17 protein-coding genes are annotated in these 20,090 nt (G+C 65.7%); 12 read left to right on the forward strand and 5 right to left on the reverse strand.

The features are described from left to right. Positions 1-5: 5 nt before the first annotated feature. The gene (locus tag G9Q80_RS05950; RefSeq protein WP_043145998.1) at positions 6-1,091 is read right to left on the reverse strand and encodes a polyamine ABC transporter substrate-binding protein; all 1,086 of its coding nucleotides are present in this window, start codon (positions 1,089-1,091) and stop codon (positions 6-8) included. Between the two features lie 150 nt (positions 1,092-1,241). Between G9Q80_RS05950 and G9Q80_RS05955 the strand changes: the two genes are divergently transcribed. Both G9Q80_RS05955 and G9Q80_RS05960 read left to right on the forward strand, forming a co-directional pair. Further along, positions 1,242-1,904 carry a GntR family transcriptional regulator gene (locus G9Q80_RS05955; RefSeq protein WP_088716771.1) on the forward strand — a complete coding sequence of 221 codons (663 nt, stop codon included), beginning with the start codon at positions 1,242-1,244 and terminating at the stop codon, positions 1,902-1,904. A 334-nt stretch (positions 1,905-2,238) separates the two neighbouring features. After that, complete coding sequence (locus G9Q80_RS05960) at positions 2,239-3,636, forward strand: aspartate aminotransferase family protein (protein WP_043145992.1); 1,398 nt, start codon at positions 2,239-2,241, stop codon at positions 3,634-3,636. A 96-nt stretch (positions 3,637-3,732) separates the two neighbouring features. On the opposite strand, the gene G9Q80_RS05965 is transcribed toward G9Q80_RS05960, so the two are convergent. Together G9Q80_RS05965 and G9Q80_RS05970 are read right to left on the reverse strand one after the other, a co-directional pair. Beyond that, positions 3,733-4,458, reverse strand: coding sequence for a SpoIIAA family protein (locus G9Q80_RS05965; RefSeq protein WP_043145990.1), 726 nt, complete (start codon positions 4,456-4,458; stop codon positions 3,733-3,735). A 79-nt stretch (positions 4,459-4,537) separates the two neighbouring features. Continuing rightward, positions 4,538-4,915, reverse strand: coding sequence for a rhodanese-like domain-containing protein (locus G9Q80_RS05970; protein WP_088716770.1), 378 nt, complete (start codon positions 4,913-4,915; stop codon positions 4,538-4,540). Between the two features lie 505 nt (positions 4,916-5,420). Between G9Q80_RS05970 and mutL the strand changes: the two genes are divergently transcribed. The 6 genes from mutL to lpdA all read left to right on the forward strand — a co-directional run bounded on the left by mutL (position 5,421) and on the right by lpdA (position 14,859). Further along, a complete protein-coding gene (mutL, locus tag G9Q80_RS05975) occupies positions 5,421-7,328 on the forward strand; it encodes a DNA mismatch repair endonuclease MutL (protein ID WP_069210405.1) in 1,908 nt (635 codons plus the stop codon). Further along, the gene (locus tag G9Q80_RS05980) at positions 7,325-8,494 is read left to right on the forward strand and encodes a DNA recombination protein RmuC (RefSeq protein WP_088716769.1); all 1,170 of its coding nucleotides are present in this window, start codon (positions 7,325-7,327) and stop codon (positions 8,492-8,494) included. Before mutL ends, G9Q80_RS05980 begins: the two co-directional genes overlap by 4 nt. A 76-nt stretch (positions 8,495-8,570) precedes the next feature. Then, positions 8,571-8,753: a hypothetical protein gene (locus G9Q80_RS05985; RefSeq protein WP_088716768.1), complete on the forward strand. Its 183-nt coding sequence runs from the start codon at positions 8,571-8,573 to the stop codon at positions 8,751-8,753. A gap of 416 nt (positions 8,754-9,169) precedes the next feature. Further along, a complete protein-coding gene (gene aceE, locus G9Q80_RS05990; protein ID WP_043145978.1) occupies positions 9,170-11,827 on the forward strand; it encodes a pyruvate dehydrogenase (acetyl-transferring), homodimeric type in 2,658 nt (885 codons plus the stop codon). A 25-nt stretch (positions 11,828-11,852) separates the two neighbouring features. Further along, the gene (gene aceF / locus G9Q80_RS05995; RefSeq protein ID WP_088716767.1) at positions 11,853-13,112 is read left to right on the forward strand and encodes a dihydrolipoyllysine-residue acetyltransferase; all 1,260 of its coding nucleotides are present in this window, start codon (positions 11,853-11,855) and stop codon (positions 13,110-13,112) included. 10 nt (positions 13,113-13,122) lie between these two features. Continuing rightward, the gene (gene lpdA, locus G9Q80_RS06000) at positions 13,123-14,859 is read left to right on the forward strand and encodes a dihydrolipoyl dehydrogenase (RefSeq protein WP_184757203.1); all 1,737 of its coding nucleotides are present in this window, start codon (positions 13,123-13,125) and stop codon (positions 14,857-14,859) included. A 359-nt stretch (positions 14,860-15,218) separates the two neighbouring features. Here the strand turns inward: lpdA and G9Q80_RS06005 are convergent, their stop codons facing one another. Together G9Q80_RS06005 and G9Q80_RS06010 are read right to left on the reverse strand one after the other, a co-directional pair. Further along, positions 15,219-15,866: a ChrR family anti-sigma-E factor gene (locus G9Q80_RS06005; protein WP_088716765.1), complete on the reverse strand. Its 648-nt coding sequence runs from the start codon at positions 15,864-15,866 to the stop codon at positions 15,219-15,221. A 7-nt stretch (positions 15,867-15,873) separates the two neighbouring features. Beyond that, the gene (locus G9Q80_RS06010; protein WP_074623398.1) at positions 15,874-16,434 is read right to left on the reverse strand and encodes a sigma-70 family RNA polymerase sigma factor; all 561 of its coding nucleotides are present in this window, start codon (positions 16,432-16,434) and stop codon (positions 15,874-15,876) included. A 239-nt stretch (positions 16,435-16,673) separates the two neighbouring features. On the opposite strand from G9Q80_RS06010, the gene G9Q80_RS06015 reads away from it, so the two are divergent. The 4 genes from G9Q80_RS06015 to G9Q80_RS06030 are packed head-to-tail and all read left to right on the forward strand — an operon-like array spanning position 16,674 to position 20,045. After that, positions 16,674-17,969, forward strand: a complete 1,296-nt coding sequence (locus tag G9Q80_RS06015) for an NAD(P)/FAD-dependent oxidoreductase (protein WP_088716764.1) — start codon at positions 16,674-16,676, stop codon at positions 17,967-17,969. After that, the gene (locus G9Q80_RS06020) at positions 17,966-18,751 is read left to right on the forward strand and encodes a DUF1365 domain-containing protein (protein ID WP_088716763.1); all 786 of its coding nucleotides are present in this window, start codon (positions 17,966-17,968) and stop codon (positions 18,749-18,751) included. Before G9Q80_RS06015 ends, G9Q80_RS06020 begins: the two co-directional genes overlap by 4 nt. Beyond that, the gene (locus G9Q80_RS06025) at positions 18,751-19,317 is read left to right on the forward strand and encodes a DUF3833 domain-containing protein (protein WP_088671573.1); all 567 of its coding nucleotides are present in this window, start codon (positions 18,751-18,753) and stop codon (positions 19,315-19,317) included. Before G9Q80_RS06020 ends, G9Q80_RS06025 begins: the two co-directional genes overlap by 1 nt. Further along, positions 19,314-20,045, forward strand: a complete 732-nt coding sequence (locus G9Q80_RS06030) for an SDR family NAD(P)-dependent oxidoreductase (protein WP_088716762.1) — start codon at positions 19,314-19,316, stop codon at positions 20,043-20,045. Before G9Q80_RS06025 ends, G9Q80_RS06030 begins: the two co-directional genes overlap by 4 nt. Positions 20,046-20,090 lie beyond the last annotated feature (45 nt).

Raw genomic sequence — 20,090 nt, forward strand, 5'->3', positions numbered from 1 at the left:
TGGGCTCAGGTGCCCGATTTGATCTTGGTCCACAGGCGCGTCACGGTGCGTTGCACGCGCGGTGGGAAGGGCGTGGTGGTAAAGGTGTTGTCCAGCGCCGCGGCATCCGGGTAGATCGCCGGATCGCCGATCACGTCCTCGGCCAGGTATTCCTGCGCAGCCTTGTTGCCGTTGGCGTAGTAGACGTAGTTCGACGCCGCCGCCATGTTCTGCGCATCCATGATGAAGTTCAGGAAGGCATGGGCACCTTCGGGGTTCGGCGCGTCGACCGGAATGGCCATCTGGTCGAACCACATCTGCGCGCCTTCGTCAGGGGCATAGTAGCTGATGACCACGCCGTTGTCGGCCTCGGCCGCGCGGTCGCGCGCCTGCAGCACGTCGCCCGACCAGCCCACCGCCACGCAGATGTCGCCGTTGGCCAGCGCGTTGATGTATTCCGAGCTGTGGAATTTCTGGATGTAGGGGCGGATCGGCATCAGCACCTCTTCGGCGCGGGCGATCACGTCCGGATCGTGGCTGTCGGGATCTTCGCCGATGTAGTTCAGCGCGGCAGGGATCATCTCTGCCGGGGCGTCCAGCATGTGGATGCCGCATTCCGCCAGCTTTTCCGCGTTCTCGGGCTTGAAGATCAGGTCCCAGGAGGTAACGGGCGCGTCGTCGCCCAGGATTTCCTTGACCTTGGCCTCGTTCACGCCGAGGCCGGTGGTGCCCCACATGTAGTTGATCGCGTATTCGTTGCCGGGGTCGTACTTGGCCGTCCGGTCCGCGATCACGTCCCACATGTTGTCGATGTTGGGCAGCTTGGACTTGTCCAGCTTCTGGAAGGCGCCGGCCATGATCTGGCGCTGCAGGAAGGTGCCGGTGGGCACCACCACGTCATAGCCCGAGCCGCCTGCCAGCATCTTGGTCTCCAGGACCTCGTTGCTGTCGAAGACGTCGTAGACCAGCTCATAGCCGGTGTCCTGCTCGAATTTCTCCAGCAGGCTTTCGTCGATGTAGTCAGACCAGTTGTAGACGCGCACCTCCTCGGCGGCAGCCATCCCGGCCGCCAGCGCAAGGGACGCCGTCATCGTCACAAGTGTCTTGGTCATGTTATTCTCCCGGTTGGTGGCGGGGGTCTTTCGCGCCCCGTCCCCAAATTTTGATCATAAGTTGCGCTGTCGTGCAACTTCGGCGATGTTTCCACGGCCTGCTGTCCTGCGCAAGGGATGGCGAAAACGGTGTGGCCCGGGGGGACGGCGATGGCGGAAAATGCGGCAGAGGCACGGACGCAAGCGGGGGTGCCGGCCCATGAACAGGTGTACCGCAATCTGCGCGAGGCGGTGCTGTTCGGGACGCTGGCGCCGGGGGAGCCGGTAACGATCCAGGGGCTTGTGGAACGGCTTGGGGCCGGGATGACGCCGGTGCGCGAGGCGATCCGGCGGCTGACGGCCGAGGGGGCCCTGCAGGCGCTGGGGAACCGGCGGATCGAGGTGCCGGTGCTGGGGGCGGCGGCTCTGGAGGAACTGACCGAGGCGCGGCTGGCGTTGGAGCCTCGGCTGGCGGTCCGGGCGGCGGAACGGGCCGGGCTGGAGGAGGTGGCGCGGCTGGTGGAGATCGACGCGCGGCTGGACCGGGCGATCCTGCGGGGCGACATAGAAGGCTACCTGCGCGAGAATCATGCCTTTCATTCCGTGTTGAACGACACCGCACAGGCGCCCGTGATGAAGGCGCTGACAGAGTCGCTCTGGCTGCGGTTCGGACCGTCGCTGCGGGTGGTCTGCGGCCAGATGGGGACGCGTCACCTGCCGGATTGCCACAAGGACCTGGTGCGCGCGCTGGAGGCGCGGGACGGCGCCGCGGCGGCGCGGGCGATCGAGCAGGACGTGGCGCAGGGGATGGAGATGATCCTGCAAAGCCTCTGAGCGGGGCGCCGTCCGGACGCTCCTGCGCGATGCGCAGATCGCCCCGCCCGCCGTCCCGCAAGGCGCTGTCCGGGTGCTGGAAACTGAACCGGTCAGTCTGTACGTTTTGTACAAAACGTACGGCGATTTCAGCATTTTGTACAAACCGGCAGGGGATCGTTAACCTTGCCTGGCCGAGGGCTGCGCCTGGCATGGAGGGGTGTGGCGGGTGACCTTTGCTGCGCAAAGGCACCCTTGCCACTGGCCGCGCAACACGGGGCTTGCGCAACCTGATTCGATTGACTTCCAGAAATTTGATCATATTCTGCGCCCGACCATTATCCGGAGGCCGCGCATGACCCTGCTTACCCCCAATTCGCCCACCGCCGAACTGCAGGCGCTGGACGCCGCGCATCACCTGCATCCCTTCACTCACGGGGCCGGGCTGGCCGAAAAGGGTGCGCGGGTCGTGACCCGGGCCGAGGGCTGCTGGCTGACCGACAGCGACGGCAACCGCATCCTGGACGGGATGGCGGGCCTGTGGTGCGTGAACATCGGCTACGGCCGCAGCGAACTGGCCGATGCAGCGCATCGGCAGATGCTGGAACTGCCCTTTTACAACACCTTCTTCCAGACCACCCATGTGCCGGCGCTGAACCTGGCGGCGAAGCTGGCGGAACTGGCGCCGGGCGACCTGAACCACGTCTTCTTTGCCTCTTCGGGGTCGGAGGCGAACGACACCAACCTGCGGCTGGTGCGGACCTACTGGCAGGAAAAGGGCCAGCCGGAACGCCAGGTGGTGATTTCCCGGTGGAATGCCTACCACGGGTCCTCCGTGGGCTCGGGCAGCCTGGGCGGCATGAAGGGGATGCACGCGCAGGGCGGAATGCCGATCCCGGGCATCCACCACATCGACCAGCCGAACTGGTGGAGCGAAGGCGGCTATGCCACGCCCGAGGCATTCGGCCTTGAACGCGCGCAGGCGCTGGAAACCGCGATCCTGGAAATCGGCCCCGAGAAGGTCGCCGCCTTCATCGCCGAACCGATCCAGGGCGCTGGTGGCGTCATCGTCCCGCCCGAGACCTACTGGCCCGAGATCCAGCGCATCGCGAAGAAATACGGCATCCTGCTGATCGTGGACGAGGTGATCTGTGGCTTTGGCCGCACCGGCAACTGGTTCGGCAGCCAGACCTATGACATTCAGCCCGACATCATGACCGTCGCCAAGGGCCTGTCCTCGGGGTATCAACCGATCGGCGCCTCTATCGTCACGGACGACGTGGCCAAGGTGATCGAGAACACCGAGTTCAACCACGGTTACACCTATTCCGGCCATCCGGTCGCCTGTGCCGTGGCGCTGGAAAACCTGCGCATCCTCGAAGAAGAGGGCATCGTCGATCGCGTGCGGGACGAGACCGGGCCCTATCTGAAGGAGCGCTTCGAAAGCCTGGCGGATCACCCGCTGGTGGGCGAGGTCAAGATCGTCGGCATGATGGGCAGCCTTGCCCTGACCCCGGACAAGGTGACGCGTGCGCCCTTTGCCGAACCGGGCACCGCCGGGCTGATCTGCCGCGAACGCTGTTTCGCCAACAACCTGATCATGCGCCATGTCTATGATCGCATGGTGATCTCTCCGCCGCTGGTGATCTCGAAGGACGAGATCGACACGCTGGTCGAACGGGCGCGCAAGAGCCTGGACGAGGCGCTGGAGCAGCTCAAGGCCGAAGGGCACATGGGCGTCCCGGCCGAATAGGCCGGGGGCGGCGGGGCCGGCGGGACGGTCGCACGAAATCCCTTGCGCGGCTTGGGTCCGTTGGCCGGTCTGCCAAGACGGCGCCGGAGTCCCCGCTCAGCCCTTGATCCAGACCTTTGCCGTCTCGAACTCGTCGGCGGTAAAGAAGCGGGTATCGGCGCCGCTGAGCGTGCGCAGCGCCCGTTCCCCCAGCCGTTGCCAGGCGGCGTTGCCGACAATCGCCGCGCGGTCGATCAGGCGGTAATGGTCGCGCACCACCTTGAGGTGTTCGAACAGCGCGCCAAGGCCCTGCCATCCGTCGAAATCGCGCGCGTCGATCAACAGGCGAAAGCGGTCGTTGGCGCGGATGAAGGCATCCAGATCGCCGGATTCGGCGGCGTAGATCGCGCTGTCGAGCTGGCCGCGCAGCTGGATGTGCAGCACGCCGTCGCCGAGGTCGACCTGGTGAATGGCGCCCAGGGATTCGGACATCCAGCGCCGGGCGTCCTCGGCCTGTTCCAACGGAAAGACCCGGACCGGGCAGGGCATCAGCACCGACAGGCCGGTGACGGCGCGGCGAATCCAGGGTTTGTCCGTCACCACGGCCAGCCGGTCGAAGCCGCGCCAGTGGCGCAGGCCCATGCGCGCATCGTCGAACAGGGCGCCAAGGGTGAAATCCCGGAAATCCGGGCCGAAGATCACCAGGACGCGAATCCTTTCGTGTTCCTCGATGGCGGCCTCGAGCGCGGGGACAAGCGTCTGTGCATAGTCCGTGTCGCTCACGACGCCGGAAACCTGCACCTCGTAGAGACCGGGGTGGCCGGTGGTCTGAACCTCGATCATGGCATCCTCCGTAGATCGCGTGACACCAGTCTAGGGGGTTGCGTGACCGGCGCCTTGACGCAGGTCACGCGGGGTCCGGTCAGGCGGAAACGCGCTGCGGGGCGCCGGTGGCCATGTTGGTGCCGACATAGGGCTGTTTCGCGGCCTTCCAGGCGGCAAATCCACCTTCCATGTGCGCGATGGTCTTTATGCCGGCGTCGAGGGCCGCGCGCGAGACGCGTTCCGACCGCACGCCAGAGCCGCAGTGAAAGACGATGCGCTTGTCCGACTGGCCGGGCAGCGCGTCGGGCTTGAAGAAGGCCATCGGCATCAGCAACGCGCCTTCGATATGTTCGAACATGTATTCCTGGGGGGTGCGGACGTCGATCACCACGATCAACTTGTCGGCGATGCCCTTGGCGACCTCTTCGACGGTCCATGTCTCGAAGCTGGCGTCGCCCACGGTTTCGGTCTTCATTTCCTGTCTCCTCGGCGTCTGGCTGGATTTCGATCCGCTTTGCCGGGCGCGCTGTGCGCCGGCCTCGACATTCAGATAGTCGAATATCAGCGCGTTGCAACAGGAGGGGCTGTGGGGAAGGGGCCGCAAAGCGGCGGTCTGGAGGGCGGGCGCATGTGCCGCCGTCCGGTGGATCCGGGCGTGCCGGATCGGTCTGGCCCCGGCCCGCCGCCGGGGCGTCAGCGGTCAGCCGGCCTTCTTGATCGCCGATACCGGGCGGAAGAAGGTCTTGGCGAAAGTCTCGCCATAGAGGGCGGAAATGGTTTCGAAGGTGATCAGGGGAACTGGCACAACTGCCTCCTTTGGTTTGTGTATCGTATTTATTAAAGCAATTATCTTTCACGAGCAAGGCGCTAACACGATCAATTATTACCCGACTAATGTCGTATTTCGTGAGCAGGTTTTCGCGTTACCATGCGCGCCGTCCCCATTTCAGAATCGCGGATGACCTGCTAAGTCTTGTGGGATGAATACGCAGGACCGCAATATCCGCCCGCTCATCCGACAGCTGGACGAGGCCGCCATCAACCGCATCGCCGCTGGCGAAGTGGTCGAACGGCCTGCTTCGGCGGTCAAGGAACTGGTCGAGAACGCCATCGACGCCGGGGCGCGCAGGGTGCGCATCGACATCGCGGACGGCGGCAAGACCCTGATCCGGGTGAGCGACGACGGCTGCGGCATGACCCCCGAGGACCTCCCGCTGGCCCTGTCGCGTCATGCGACGTCAAAGATCGACGGCAGCGACCTGCTGAACATCCATTCCTTCGGCTTCCGCGGTGAGGCGCTGCCCTCGCTTGGGGCGGTAGGCCGGCTCACGGTGCAGAGCCGCACGCAGGGCGCCGAGGGGGCCGAGATCACCGTGGCCGGCGGCGTGTCGGGGGCGGTGAAACCCTGTGCGCTGAACGCCGGGACGGTGGTGTCCCTGCGCGACCTCTTTTATGCCACGCCCGCGCGGCTGAAATTCCTGCGCTCGGACCGGGCCGAGGTCATGGCCATTTCCGACACGGTGAAACGGCTGGCGATGGCGGAACCCTCGGTGGGCTTTACTCTGCGCGACGTGAGCGGCGGGCAGGAGCGGGTGACATTCCGCGTCGACCCGGAAACCGGCGACCTCTTCGATGCGCTGCGCGGGCGATTGGGCCGCATCATGGGGCAGGAGTTCATCGAGAACGCCCTGCCCATCGATGCCGACCGCGAAGAGGTGCGGCTGACCGGCTACGCGGCGCTGCCCACCTATTCGCGCGGCTCTGCCGTGGCGCAGTTCCTGTTCGTCAACGGCCGTCCGGTGCGGGACAAGATGCTGATCGGCGCCCTGCGCGGCGCCTACCAGGACTTCCTGTCGCGGGACCGGCACCCGGCGGTGGCGCTGTTCGTGGACTGCGATCCGCACCGTGTGGACGTGAACGTGCACCCGGCCAAATCCGAGGTGCGGTTCCGCGAGCCGGGCGTGGTGCGCGGGCTGATCGTCTCGGGCCTGCGGCACGCGCTGGCCGAGGCGGGGCACCGGGCCTCGACCACGGTGGCGGGGGCGACGCTGGGCGCGATGCGGCCCGAACCTTCGGGGCCGCGCGTCTACCAGATGGACCGGCCCTCGATGGGCGCGCGCCAGTCGAGCTACGCCGCCCAGGCGCCGGGGTTTGCGGATTTCAATGGCGGCTATTCCGGGCGGGTGGTGGAGCCTGTTCCGCTGTCCCGGGAGGTCCCGGATCAGGTCCGGGACGGGGGTGCGGACCACCGCCCCGCTCATGGCCCGAATGACGGCGAGGTCCCGGGGCAGGCCCGGGACGGGGTCTCGCTGCCCCTGGGGGCGGCGCGGGGACAGGTGCATGAGAATTACATCATCGCCCAGACCGAGGACGGCGTGGTGATCGTCGACCAGCACGCGGCGCATGAGCGGCTGGTCTATGAAAAGCTGAAACGGCAGATGGCGGAAAAGGGTGTGCCCGCGCAGGGATTGCTGATCCCCGAGGTCGTCGACCTGTCGCCGGACGATGCCGCCCGGCTGCTGGCGCGGGCGGAGGACCTGGAGCGCATGGGCCTGCGGATCGAGCCCTTTGGCGCCGGGGCGATTGCCGTGCGCGAAACACCCGCGATCCTGGGCGAGGTCAACGCCGAGGCGCTGGTGCGCGACATCCTTGACGAACTGTCGGACACGGGCGACAGCGGGTTGTTGCAGGAGCGGATCGAGGCGATCCTGTCGCGCATGGCCTGCCACGGCTCTGTCCGCTCGGGCCGCGTGATGCGGGCCGAAGAGATGAACGCGCTGTTGCGCGAGATGGAGGCGACGCCGCATTCCGGCCAGTGCAACCACGGGCGGCCCACCTACGTCGAGTTGAAACTGGCGGATATCGAGCGGCTGTTCGGGCGCACATGATCGAGATCGGCGGCGTCGCGTACAGTCTTGATGATCCTGTGGTGCTGGTGGTGCTGGGCGGCGGCGGTGTTGTCCTGCTGATGCTGTTGCTGCTTGTGCTGGCAGTGCGGGCGGCGGGACGTGCGGCACGGGCCAGCGCGCCGGTGCTGCAGCACGTCAGCCACCTGTCGCACCGGGTGCAGGGCCTGTCCGAAGGGCAGGAACGGCTGGCCGGGGGGCTGCACCATGTTACAGAGGCGCAGGCCAGCAGCCAGACCGCGATGCTGGAGCTGATGGAGCGGCGGCTGGCCGAGGTGCAGGAGCGCATGGGGGAATCGCTGCACGGCTCTGCCCGGCGCACGGCGCGGTCCCTGGGCGAATTGCAGGAACGCTTGCAGGCCATCGACAAGGCGCAGGCCAATATCACCAAGCTGTCGGGTGACGTGCTGTCCTTGCAGGACATTCTATCGAACAAGCAGACGCGCGGTGCCTTTGGCGAGATCCAGCTGCGCGAGATCGTGGGCAAGGCGCTGCCCGCCGATTCCTTTACCCTGCAGGCCACGCTGTCGAACGGACGGCGGGCCGATTGCCTGATCCACATGCCGCAGCCGCCGGGACCGATCGTGGTCGACGCCAAGTTCCCGCTGGAAGGCTACGAGGCCTTGATGCAGGCCGAGGGCAAAGAGATGCAGGCGCGCGCGGCGCAGGCCTTTCGCCTGTCGGTGCGCAAGCACATCCGGGACATTGCCGCGCGCTATATTATCGAGGGGGAGACTGCCGAGGGCGCGCTGATGTTCCTGCCCTCCGAGGCGGTCTATGCAGAACTGCACGCGCGCTTTCCCGAGGTGGTGCGCGAGGGGTTCGAGGCGCGGGTCTGGATCGTCTCGCCCACCACCTGCATGGCGACCCTGAACACGCTGCGCGCGGTGCTGAAGGACGCGCGGATGAAGGAACAGGCGGGGGCGATCCGGCGCGAGCTGGCGTTGCTTTATGGCGATGTCGAGCGTCTGACGGGACGGGTGGCGAACCTGGACCGGCATTTCGGGCAGGCGGCGCGGGACATCGAGGAAATCAAGATCAGCGCCGACAAGGCGGGCAAGCGGGCACACCGGCTGGACCAGTTCGATTTCGAAGAGGTCGAGGCGCCGAAAATCCCGGTCCTGCGGCTGGGCGATCCGGCGGAATAGGCGCTTTTGCGCTGTGGGCGCGGTTCTGCCCGAACGGTGCCCAATTCCTGCCCTTTCCACCGCCTAGACCGGCGGCATGAGCGACAAGAACACGATCGATTTCCGCAGTACGGATCATTGGCATCGAAAGAAGCGGCGGCAGTGGCTGTTCCTGGCGGTGCTTGCGGGGATCACGGCGCTGGCATGGGGGCTTGTCCTGACGCGCGAGGCGCCCGGCCCGACGGGGCAGACGGCCGCTGCGGTGCGGGCGCAGCGCTAGGGCGCGAGGGCGCCGTACATATCGCCTCAGTTGAATGTCGTCAGACCGGTTGAACCGAATGCGGTTCAGCGCGTTATACTCAAAGAGAATCGCGGGGTTGCGCAGGAATCCGGACGTGGTCGACAGAACCGCGCCGGTATCCCGCCCGCGTGGCACCGCCCCGAACCCGGGGCGGGAGGAGGTGTCGGATGCGCGAGGGAGGTTGTTTAGCATTAAACAAAGTGTCATGCGCTGGGTGCATGGATGTTATGCAGCTACGCGCCTGCCGCGAGGGCACGCGGACTGATACACCCTGCTCAACCGTCGGGAGGATTGGGAGAGACGGGGCGGACGCCGGTTGCACCCCAATATCAAACCTGATTGTTCAAGATTAAACCAATCGCGCCGCGCCGGGCGCAGCAAAGGGAAGAGGGCATATGAAAGATACCCCCCAGGACGTCGATCCCGTCGAGAGCCAGGAATGGCAGGACGCGATCGAGGACGTGATCGAGCGTGACGGGGCAGACCGCGCGCATTTCCTGCTCGACAAGGCGGTCCAAAGCGCCCGGGCCGCAGGGGCGCGTCTGCCCTTCTCGGCCACCACGCCCTACCAGAACACCATCTCGCCGGATGACGAGGTCGACGTGCCCGGCGATACCGAGATGGAATGGCGTATCCGCACCATCAACCGCTGGAACGCGATGGCGACAGTGGTCAAGCGCAACAAGGAATCGAGCGAATACGGCGGGCATATCGCCTCCTTTGCCTCTTCCGCGGCGCTGTATGACATCGGTCTGAACCACTTCTGGCGCTCGAAGTCCGCGATCCACGGCGGCGACCTGGTGTTTTTCCAGGGCCACGTGATCCCGGGCATCTACGCGCGCTCCTTCATGGAGGGGCGGATCAGCGAGGAAGAGCTGAAGAACTTCCGCTCCGAGGTGAACGGCGGCGGGCTGTCGTCCTATCCGCACCCTTGGCTGATGCCGGACTACTGGCAGTTTCCGACCGTCAGCATGGGCCTTGGCCCGCTGATGGCGATCTACCAGGCGCGGTTCATGAAATACCTCGAGAATCGCGGGCTGATCGAAAAGCAGGACCGCAAGGTCTGGGCCTTCCTCGGCGATGGCGAGATGGACGAGCCGGAAAGCATCGGCGCCATCCACCTTGCCGCGCGCGAGGGGCTGGACAACCTGATCTTTGTCATCAACTGCAACCTGCAGCGTCTTGACGGGCCGGTGCGCGGCAACTCGAAGATCGTGCAGGAACTTGAGGGCAACTTCCGCGGCTCGGGCTGGGACGTGATCAAGCTGCTCTGGGGCCGGGGCTGGGACGAGCTGTTGGAACAGGACACCTCCGGCAAGCTGCGCCAGCTGATGGACGAGACCATCGACGGCGACTACCAGACCTTCAAGTCCAAGGACGGCGCCTATATCCGCAAGCATTTCTTCGGCAAGTACCCGGAGACCGCGGAACTGGTGAAGGACTGGACCGACGACCAGATCTGGGCGCTGCGCCGGGGCGGTCACGATCCGAAAAAGGTCTACAACGCCTTCAAGCGCGCCACCGAGGCCGAGGGCCAGCCGACTGTCCTGCTGGTCAAGACGGTCAAGGGCTACGGCATGGGCACCGCCGGTGAGGGGCAGAACACCACCCACCAGCAGAAGAAGATGCAGCTGGACCAGCTCAAGGCGATGCGCGACCGGTTCAAGATCCCGGTCACGGATGAAGAGCTGGAGAAGGACATCCCCTTTGTCAGTCTGAACAACGCGCAGAAAGCCTATCTGGCCGAGCGCCGCAAGGAGCTGGGGGGGGCCTTCCCGAAACGCTCGACCGAGGCGCCCAAGCTGGAAATCCCCGGACTGGACAAGTTCAAGGGCCAGCTGGAATCGACCGGCGACCGCGAGATTTCCACCACGATGGCCTTTGTGCGCATCCTGACCACGCTGTTGCGCGACAAGCAGGTGGGCAAGCAGGTGGTGCCGATCGTGCCGGACGAAAGCCGCACCTTCGGCATGGAGGGCCTGTTCCGCTCGGTGGGCATCTACAACCCGAAGGGCCAGCAGTACACGCCCGAAGACCGTGAACAGATGTCCTATTACAAGGAATCGGAAAACGGCCAGGTGCTGCAGGAGGGCATCAACGAAGCCGGTGCAATGGCGGACTGGATCGCGGCGGCAACCGCCTATTCCAACCACGGCGTGCCGATGATCCCGTTCTACATCTACTACTCGATGTTCGGGTTCCAGCGGATCGGCGACCTGGCCTGGGCAGCAGGCGACAGCCGGGCGCGCGGTTTCATGCTGGGCGGGACCGCCGGGCGGACCACGCTGAACGGCGAGGGCCTGCAGCACGAGGATGGCCACAGCCATATCCTGGCGGGCACGATCCCGAACTGCATCAGCTATGACCCGACCTTCAGCTACGAGGTCGCGGTGATCGTGCAGCACGGGTTGCAGCGGATGTTCGTCGATCAGGAGGACGTGTTCTTCTACCTCACCCTGATGAACGAGAACTATCAGCATCCCGACATGCCGATGGGCGCCGAAGAGGGCATCATCAAGGGGCTGTACCGCTTCCGCAAGACGGCCAACCCGGCCAAGAAGCACGTCAACCTGATGGGCTCGGGCACGATCCTGGTGCAGGCGATCAAGGCCGCCGACATGCTGCAGGAAGATTTCGGTGTGACCTCGGACATCTGGTCGGCGACCTCGTTCAACGAACTGGCGCGCGATTGCCAGGACGTGGCGCGGCACAACCGGTTGAACCCCTTTGCCGAGCAGAAAACCTCTTACGCGGGGCAGGTGCTGGCGAACATCACCGGGCCGACCATCGCCGCCACCGACTACATGAAGAACTACGCCGAGCAGATCCGGGCCTGCGTGCCGGGGCGCTACACGGTGCTGGGCACGGACGGTTTCGGCCGGTCGGACAGCCGCGTGAACCTGCGACGCTTCTTCGAGGTGGACGCCAATCACATCGCCGCGGCGGCGATGGTGGACCTTTGGCGCGAGGGGGCTGTTTCGGACAAGGATCTGGAGGCAGCGCTGAAGAAATACGACATCGACGGCGGTAAGCCGAACCCGCGTCTGGTCTGATACGGCGCACGAGGAGACAGGAAATATGACCGTAGAAGTAAAAGTGCCGGATATCGGCGATTTCAGCGATGTGCCGGTGGTGACGGTCCTGGTGAGCGTGGGCGACACGATTGCCGAGGAAGACCCGATTGTCGAACTGGAGTCGGACAAGGCGACGATGGAAGTGCCCTCTTCTGCCGCGGGCGTTGTTAAGGAGATCAAGGTTGCCGAGGGGGACAAGGTGTCCGAAGGCGCGGTGATCCTGATCGTCGAGGCGGACGGCGCCCCGGCGGCCAAGGAAGAGCCCAAGGCCGAGGCGCCGAAGGCCGAAGCGCCCAAGGCGGCGGCGCCTGCCGCGGCCCCCGCGCCGGCGCCGAAGACGGATGCCGGGTTCTCCAAGGTGCATGCCTCGCCGTCGGTCCGGGCCTATGCCCGCCGGGTCGAGGTGGACCTGAACAAGGTGAACGGATCGGGCCGCAAGGGCCGCATCCTGCGCGAGGACGTGGAAAAGGCGCTGAAGGCGCAGACCGCCCCGGCGGCGGCCGGTGGCGGTGCCGTGTCCGGTGGCATGGGCATCCCGCCGATCCCGGCGGTGGACTTCTCCAAGTTCGGGCCCGTGGAAGAGGTGGAGATGAGCCGGATCAAGAAGATCTCCGGCCCCGCGCTGCACCGGTCCTGGCTGAACATCCCGCATGTCACCCACAATGACGAGGCGGACATCACCGACCTGGACAAGTACCGCAAGGAAATGGACACGATGGCCAAGGAAAACGGCTATCGCGTCACCCTGCTGTCCTTTGTCATCAAGGCCAGCGTCTCGGCGCTGAAAGAGCACTGGGAGTTCAACTCGTCCATCCATCCGGACGGTGACAAGCTGATCAAGAAGGACTTCTACAACATCGGTTTCGCGGCGGACACGCCGAACGGGCTGATGGTGCCGGTGATCAAGGACGCCGACCGCAAGGGGCTGGTCGACATTTCCAAGGAGTTGATGGAACTGTCCAAGGCCGCGCGCGAAGGCAACCTGAAGTCCAAGGACATGCAGGGCGCCACCTTTACCATCTCGTCGCTGGGCGGGATCGGGGGGACCTCCTTTACCCCCATCGTGAACGCGCCGGAGGTGGCGATCCTCGGGCTCACCCGGTCCAAGATGCAGCCGGTCTGGAACGGCGAGGACTTCGTGCCGCGCCTGATGCAGCCGCTGTCGCTGTCCTATGACCACCGGGCCGTCGACGGTGCCTTGGCCGCGCGCTTTGTCGTGACGCTCAAGACGCTGCTGGGCGACATGCGCAAGTTGATGTGGTGAGGTGAGGACGATGGAAGTCAAAGTACCCGATATCGGTGATTTCACCGAGGTGCCCGTCGTTGCGATCCTGGTCAGCGTGGGCGACACGGTCAGCGAGGAAGACCCGCTGATCGAACTGGAAAGCGACAAGGCCACGATGGAAGTGCCTTCGCCCGCCGCGGGCAAGGTGGTGGAAATCAAGGTCTCGGAAGGCGACAAGGTCGGCGAAGGATCTGTGATCCTGGTGCTGGAAGGCGCGGATGCCGGTGCGGAGGCGCCGAAGGACGAGGCTCCCGCCGCCGAGGCGCCGAAATCCGTGGCGGCCACCGGCAGCGCCAGCGGCCCCGGCGATGTGCATGCCGAGGTGGTTGTGCTGGGCTCTGGCCCCGGCGGCTATTCGGCGGCCTTCCGCGCCGCCGACCTTGGCAAGAAGGTGGTCATGATCGAGCGCAACCCGACGCTGGGCGGTGTCTGCCTGAACGTCGGCTGCATCCCGTCCAAGGCGCTGTTGCACGTTGCCAAGGTCATCACCGAGGCCGAGGAGATGGGCGCGCACGGGATCAGGTTCTCCAAACCGGAGATCGACCTGGACGAGTTGCGCAGCTTCAAGGATGGCGTTGTCGGCCAGTTGACCGGCGGGCTGGACGGCCTGTCGAAGGGGCGCAAGGTGCAGGTCGTGCGCGGTTACGGCAAGTTTACCGGGCCGAACATGATCGAGGTGCAGGGCGAGGACGGGGTCAAGACCGTCTCCTTTGACCAGTGCATCATCGCCGCCGGGTCGGAACCCGTGGCGCTGCCCTTCATCCCGCATGACGACCCGCGGGTGATCGACTCGACCGGCGCGCTGGAATTGGCCGACATCCCGGAACGGATGCTGGTGCTGGGCGGCGGGATCATCGGGCTGGAGATGGCCTGTGTCTATGACGCGCTGGGATCGAAGATCACCGTGGTCGAACTGATGGACCAGATCATTCCGGGCGCCGACAAGGACATCGTCAAGCCGCTGATGACCCGCATCAAGGGCCGGTACGAGAACATCTTCCTCAAGACCAAGGTGACGGCGGTCGAGGCCTCGGATGCCGGGCTGAAGGTGACCTTCGAGGACGACAAGGGCGAGAGCTTTTCCGATACCTTCGACAAGGTGCTGGTGGCCGTGGGGCGCAAGCCCAATGGCAAGCTGATCGACGCCGAGAAGGCCGGTGTTGCGGTGGACGACCGTGGGTTCATCAGCGTGGACAGCCAGCAGCGGACCGGTGTGAGCCATATCTTTGCCATCGGCGACGTGGTGGGCCAGCCGATGCTGGCGCACAAGGCGGTGCACGAGGGCAAGGTCGCGGCCGAAGTCTGTGCCGGGGAAAAGCGGCATTTCGATGCCAAGCTGATCCCCTCGGTGGCCTACACGGATCCGGAAGTGGCCTGGTGCGGGCTGACCGAGACCGAGGCCAAGGCGAAGGGCGTCAAGTACGAGAAGGGCGTGTTCCCCTGGGCGGCGTCGGGCAAGAGCCTGTCGAACGGGCGCAGCGAGGGTGTGACCAAGCTCTTGTTCGATCCCGAGGACGACCGGGTGATCGGCGCCTGCATCGTGGGCACCAACGCGGGCGACCTGATCTCGGAGGCGGCGCTGGCCATCGAGATGGGGGCGGACGCGGTGGACCTGGGCCACACGATCCACCCGCACCCGACGCTGTCGGAGACGGTGAACTTTGCCGCCGAGATGTTCGAGGGCACGATCACCGACCTGATGCCGCCGAAGAAGCGCAAGAAATGAGCGCCTGAGAGGGCTGTTGGAAAGGGCGGGGTTTCCCGCCCTTTTCGTTTGCCGGGCCGCCGGGACGGGACTGTTTGCGGCTTGCGCCGCAAAGGCGCCCGCCCGCCGACCCTTTGCGACAGGCTGCGCCTGTTTTTCGCTTCCGGAGTCACCAAGGAACAAGCATCGCCATGTGCCCCGGCGCCCTCCCTCGCTTTCTTGTTGCCTGAGACAGACCGTCCGGCGATGCAAGGGCAAGCCGCGCGAGCGCGGGCCTGCGGCCCCTTGCATCGCCGGACGCTCCGTCTCTTTTCGGCATCAAGCGAGGGAGGGCTCCGGGGAACAGGCTGAGCGCAGGTCCGGGCGGTGCGCGCGGGCGCTCAGATGTTGAGGAAGGGCTGGGCGAGACGTGCCAGGCCCTTGAGCCTGAGCGGCGCGTCGGTCACCGCGAGGCAGATGCAATCCTGCGAGATGTCCGCGACCGGGGTATGGTGCAGTTCTGCATCGGCGATTTCGATGTCGCCGCGCGCAAAATAGCCCTCGTCGTCCTGGAAGGCGCCTTGCAGGACCAGCGTCAGTTCCAGACCGCGGTGGCCGTGATCGGGCATGGCCGTGCCCGCGGGGATGTAGAGCAGGCGCGCGGTCGCCTCGGGCGAGGTTTTCAGGATCGCCTGTTTGACACCCATGCCCACGGGGCGCCATTTCACCGCTTCCAGAGACCCGCCGATGTAATCCAGCAGAGGCGCCGGGGCGATCGCATCCCGAGGCATTGCGATGTCGCGCGGCGTGGGGGCGTCCATCGCCCGGATCATTGCCAGCGTGGCGTCGAGACAGCTCTCGTCCAGCGTCTCGGCCTCTGTCGCGTCCAGAACGGCGCCGCCAAGCGCGTCGTGCGCCTCGACCGCAGCGCGGCAATCGTCGCAAAGCGAGACGTGGGTGGCGATGATGAGATTGACGGCCTCGGGCAGGGTGCCGGCGGAATATCCCATGATGAGGTCGTCGGTCAGGTGGTGTCGGATCGTCGTCATCGAAGCATCACTTCCTGTCCATAGCGTGTCTGAGGCGCTGCAGCGCCAGTCTGATGCGGGACTTGATCGTGCCGAGCGGCAGCCCGGTGGCCTCGGCGATCTCGCTGTGGGTGAGATCGCCGAAATAGGCCTTTTCGATCAGGTCCCGCTGTTTCGCGGGGAGAGAGGCAAGCGCCTCTCCCAGGTGTTCCGTTTCCTGTTGCAGGCCCAGCCGGTCTTCCTGGTCCGGTTCTGCCTCGGGGCCCCAGGGCAGATCCTCGGGCTCGGGTCGTTTCTGTTTGCGCAGGGCGTCGATCCGACGGTTCCGCGCGATGGTGAAGATCCATGTCGCGGCCGAGGCGCGCGCCGGATCGAATTGAGCCGCCTTCTGCCAGACGGTGGCCATGACGTCCTGGACGCATTCCTCCGCCTGGGCGGCATCGGCGCCCGAGCGCATGAGGAAAGCCTTTACCCGGGGCGCGAAGTGCCGGAACAGCGCGACAAAGGCCGCTTCGTCGCGGTTGTCGCGGATGCGGATCAGCACCGCCGCCCAGTCCGGGGCATTCTCGTCTGCGGTCCCTGCGCTCACGGGTTTGGCCTTGTCACGGTCATTACCCCTGACATGCCGGTTGATCGCCGAAGCCGCAATGGACGTAGCGTCGCGGGTGTCGAGAGGTTCAGTCGCGCCAAACATATCAGGAATACGCAGGGGGTGCGGGTTCGGATCACCGGATGCGAAAAAATGTTTTCCGGGCTTTTTTCATCCGCGCGGGGTGTCCGGCCGTAACAAGGTGGAAAGACCATCAAGTTCAGGGAACGGGACAGACCATGCCATTCGAAGCCAGCAGTACCGCCGCACGCAGGATCGCCGTGATCGGCGGCGGGATCTCGGGCATGGGGGCCGCGCACATGCTGGGCGAACAGCACCGTGTCACCCTGATCGAGGCGGATCCGCGCCTGGGCGGTCATGCCCGGACAAAGCTGGCGGGCAAGGACGGGACTCAGCCGGTGGATACCGGCTTCATCGTGTTCAACTATGCCAACTACCCGCTGCTGACCTCTCTGTTCGAGCGGCTGGAGGTGCCGGTGGCGAAGTCGGACATGAGCTTTTCCGCCAGCCTGCGCGGCGGGGCGATGGAATACGGGTTGCGGGACCTGCGCGCCGTCTTTGCCCAGAAGCGCAACGCGCTGAACCCGCGGTTCCTGGCGATGATCCGGGACATCATGAAATTCAACTCGCGCGCGCTGGATGCGGCGCGAGACCCATCTGTCTCGCTGGGCGATTTCCTGGAGAGCATGGGGACAGGGGACTGGTTCCGCGACTACTACCTGCTGCCGCTGTCTGGCGCGATCTGGTCGACGCCAACCGACAAGATCCTGGACTTCCCGGCCTATGCGCTGATCCGCTTTTTCGAGAACCACGCCCTGCTCAGCCATACCGGCCAGCACCAGTGGTACACGGTGCAGGGCGGGTCGGTTGAATATGTCCGGCGGCTGGGCGCGGCGCTGATGCGGCAGGGGGTGGACCTGCGATTGGGCGCGCCGGTTGGTGGTGTCCGCCGTACTGCCGCCGGGGTCGAGGTCCGGCTGGAGGGCGGTGAGTGGGAAAGTTTTGACGAGGTGGTCTTTGCCACGCATTCGGATGACACGCTGCGGCTGTTGTCGGATGCGCGCCCGGCGGAACGGGCGGCGCTGGAGAAGATCGCCTATCAGCCGAACCGCGTGGTGCTGCATTCCGATACCTCGCTGATGCCGCGGCGCCGGGCCTGCTGGTCGTCCTGGAACTATACCGAGGCGCCCCGGAAAGAGATGAACTGCATCGACCTGACCTATTGGATGAACTGCCTGCAGCCGATCCCGCAGGACGATCCGCTCTTCGTGACGCTGAATTCCACCCGTGCGATCCGTGACGAGCTGATCCACGACGAGGTCACATTGCGGCACCCGGTCTACGATCAGGGCGCCCTGCAGGCGCAGCGCGAGATCGCGGCGATGAACGGCGAAAGCGGGACATGGTTCTGCGGTGCCTGGATGAAGAACGGCTTTCACGAGGACGGGCTGGCCAGCGCGGCGGACGTGGCCGATGCCATCCTTGCGCGGGGATCGGTCAAGGAGGTGGCATGAGCAGTCTCGACCTGATCCGGGGCCATTCCTTCCACGGGCGCAAGGGCGATGTGGCCAATGCCTTTCGCTATTCGGTGGATTATGTCTTGCTGGATGCCGAGGCCGATGTGCGCGGCCCACGCCTGTTTTCGCGCAACCGGGGCAACCTGACCTCGGTGCAGGACAGGGACCACGGCGGCGCGCCGGGACAGGGGCGGGGGCCATCCTGGGCGCGCGAGGTGCTGGATGCGCATGGGATCGCCTTTGACGGGCCGCTGATGCTTTTGGCGCAGCCGCGCCTGTTGGGCCATGTGTTCAACCCGGTATCCTTCTGGCTGGCCTATGACGGGGGCGCGCTGCGGGCTGTGATTGCCGAGGTGACGAATACCTTTGGCGACCGGCATTGCTATCTCTGTGCTCATGCCGACGGCTCGCCGATCACGCCCAGCGACCGGATCGAGGCACAAAAGCTGTTTCATGTCTCGCCGTTCCAGCCCATCGCCGGGGGCTATACCTTTCGGTTCGACATCCGCGCGGATCGTGTCGGGGTCTGGATCGACTTTGCCCATGACAAGGGCGGCGTGATCGCCACGCTCTGCGGGCCGCGCGCACCTCTGACCGACCGGGCCATCCTGCTGTCCGCCCTGCGGCGGCCGTTCGGTGCGCGGCGGGTTCTGGCGTTGATCCATTGGCAGGCCCTCAAACTGTGGTGGAAGGGCGCGCGCTATCGCACCCGTCCCGAACCGCCCGCGCGCGAGGTCAGCGGCGGCCCCGCGCCCGAGGCCATCAGAAAGGCATCGTGATGACTGCATTCCTCTATACTCTCTTGGGCGCTGTGATCGTGCTGGCGCTTGCCCTGTTGCGCCAGCGCCGCTTTGGCTTTCTGGGGCAGTCGCCCGCCGACTATGCGGATGACACGGGCACGCGGTTCGACCTGCGCACCCACCTGAACGGCCCGCTGATCTGCGAAGGCGTGATCTATGGGCCGACGGGGCGTGTCACCTCGCGTTTCGTTGGCGAGTTCGAGGCCCGCTGGGACGGCAACCAGGGCGTCATGGACGAGCATTTCCGCTATGAGTCCGGGGCCGAGCAGCACCGCCAATGGAAGCTGACGCTGGGCAATGATGGCCGCATCCGCGCGACCGCGCCGGACGTGGTGGGCGAAGGCGAGGGACAGCAGAGCGGCCCTTCGGTGCGGCTGCGCTATCGCATCCGCCTGCCCGAGGACGCCGGCGGGCATGTGCTGGACACCGTGGACTGGATGTATCTGGCGCCCAACGGGACCATCGTGAACCGGTCGCAGTTCCGCAAGTTCGGCATCACCGTGGCCGAGCTGGTGGCGACCATGCGGCGCAAGGAGGCCGCGTGAGGGAGTGGACCGGCAAGCGGTACTGGCTGGTTGGCGCCAGCGAGGGGCTGGGCGCGGCGCTGGCGCGGCGTCTGAGCAAGGCGGGTGTCGAGCTGATCCTGAGCGCGCGGAGCGAAGAGAGCCTGCGGGCGCTGGCGGACGGTTTGCCGTCGCGGGCGCAGGTGGAAGTGGTCGACGTGACCGACGCCCAAGCGCTGGAGACCGTCGCAGAGCGGATCGGAGAGATCGACGGGGTGATCCAGGTGGCCGGCGCCTACTGGCCCTTCGGGGCGCAGGACTGGGATGCGGAGCGTGCCAACACGATGGCAGATGTGAATTTCACCGGGGCGATGCGTCTGGCAGGTGTCGTGGTGCCGCGATTCGTGGCGCGCGACCGGGGGCATTTTGTGCTGACCGGATCGCTGTCGGGCTATCGCGGCCTGCCGGGGGCGGCGGCCTATGTCTCGTCCAAGGCGGGGGTCATGGTGCTGGCGCAATCGCTGTACGCCGACCTGCGCAAGACCGGGGTCGAGGTGCAACTGCTGGTGCCGGGCTATATCCGCACCCGGCTGACTGACAAGAACGATTTTGCCATGCCCTTTATCATGGACCCGGAAAGGGCAGCGGACATCTGTTTTCGGCACATGTCCGGGCAGGGGTTTCAGCGGGCCTTTCCACGCGGCTTTTCCTGGCTGTTCCGGGGCAGCCGTTTCCTGCCGGACTGGCTGTACTATCGGCTGTTTGCGTAAGATCAAGGTTTGACTCCTCTTTTCGCGTCATCTCTTGTCGATGAC

It is taken from the genome of Mameliella sp. LZ-28, from assembly GCF_012274245.1.
GTDB classification, from domain to species: Bacteria; Pseudomonadota; Alphaproteobacteria; order Rhodobacterales; family Rhodobacteraceae; genus Antarctobacter; species Antarctobacter albus.

Excerpts from the sequence above, each read along its gene's own strand:
- aceE (WP_043145978.1), top strand. The coding sequence starts at position 9,170 with ATGAAAGATACCCCCCAGGACGTCGATCCCGTCGAGAGCCAGGAATGG.
- G9Q80_RS05985 (WP_088716768.1), top strand. The coding sequence starts at position 8,571 with ATGAGCGACAAGAACACGATCGATTTCCGCAGTACGGATCATTGGCAT.
- aceF (WP_088716767.1), top strand. The coding sequence starts at position 11,853 with ATGACCGTAGAAGTAAAAGTGCCGGATATCGGCGATTTCAGCGATGTG.
- G9Q80_RS05950 (WP_043145998.1), bottom strand. The coding sequence starts at position 1,091 with ATGACCAAGACACTTGTGACGATGACGGCGTCCCTTGCGCTGGCGGCC.
- G9Q80_RS05955 (WP_088716771.1), top strand. The coding sequence starts at position 1,242 with ATGGCGGAAAATGCGGCAGAGGCACGGACGCAAGCGGGGGTGCCGGCC.
- G9Q80_RS05960 (WP_043145992.1), top strand. The coding sequence starts at position 2,239 with ATGACCCTGCTTACCCCCAATTCGCCCACCGCCGAACTGCAGGCGCTG.
- G9Q80_RS06005 (WP_088716765.1), bottom strand. The coding sequence starts at position 15,866 with ATGACGACGATCCGACACCACCTGACCGACGACCTCATCATGGGATAT.
- G9Q80_RS05970 (WP_088716770.1), bottom strand. The coding sequence starts at position 4,915 with ATGAAGACCGAAACCGTGGGCGACGCCAGCTTCGAGACATGGACCGTC.
- G9Q80_RS05965 (WP_043145990.1), bottom strand. The coding sequence starts at position 4,458 with ATGATCGAGGTTCAGACCACCGGCCACCCCGGTCTCTACGAGGTGCAG.
- mutL (WP_069210405.1), top strand. The coding sequence starts at position 5,421 with ATGAATACGCAGGACCGCAATATCCGCCCGCTCATCCGACAGCTGGAC.
- G9Q80_RS06015 (WP_088716764.1), top strand. The coding sequence starts at position 16,674 with ATGCCATTCGAAGCCAGCAGTACCGCCGCACGCAGGATCGCCGTGATC.
- G9Q80_RS05980 (WP_088716769.1), top strand. The coding sequence starts at position 7,325 with ATGATCGAGATCGGCGGCGTCGCGTACAGTCTTGATGATCCTGTGGTG.
- G9Q80_RS06020 (WP_088716763.1), top strand. The coding sequence starts at position 17,966 with ATGAGCAGTCTCGACCTGATCCGGGGCCATTCCTTCCACGGGCGCAAG.
- lpdA (WP_184757203.1), top strand. The coding sequence starts at position 13,123 with ATGGAAGTCAAAGTACCCGATATCGGTGATTTCACCGAGGTGCCCGTC.
- G9Q80_RS06025 (WP_088671573.1), top strand. The coding sequence starts at position 18,751 with ATGACTGCATTCCTCTATACTCTCTTGGGCGCTGTGATCGTGCTGGCG.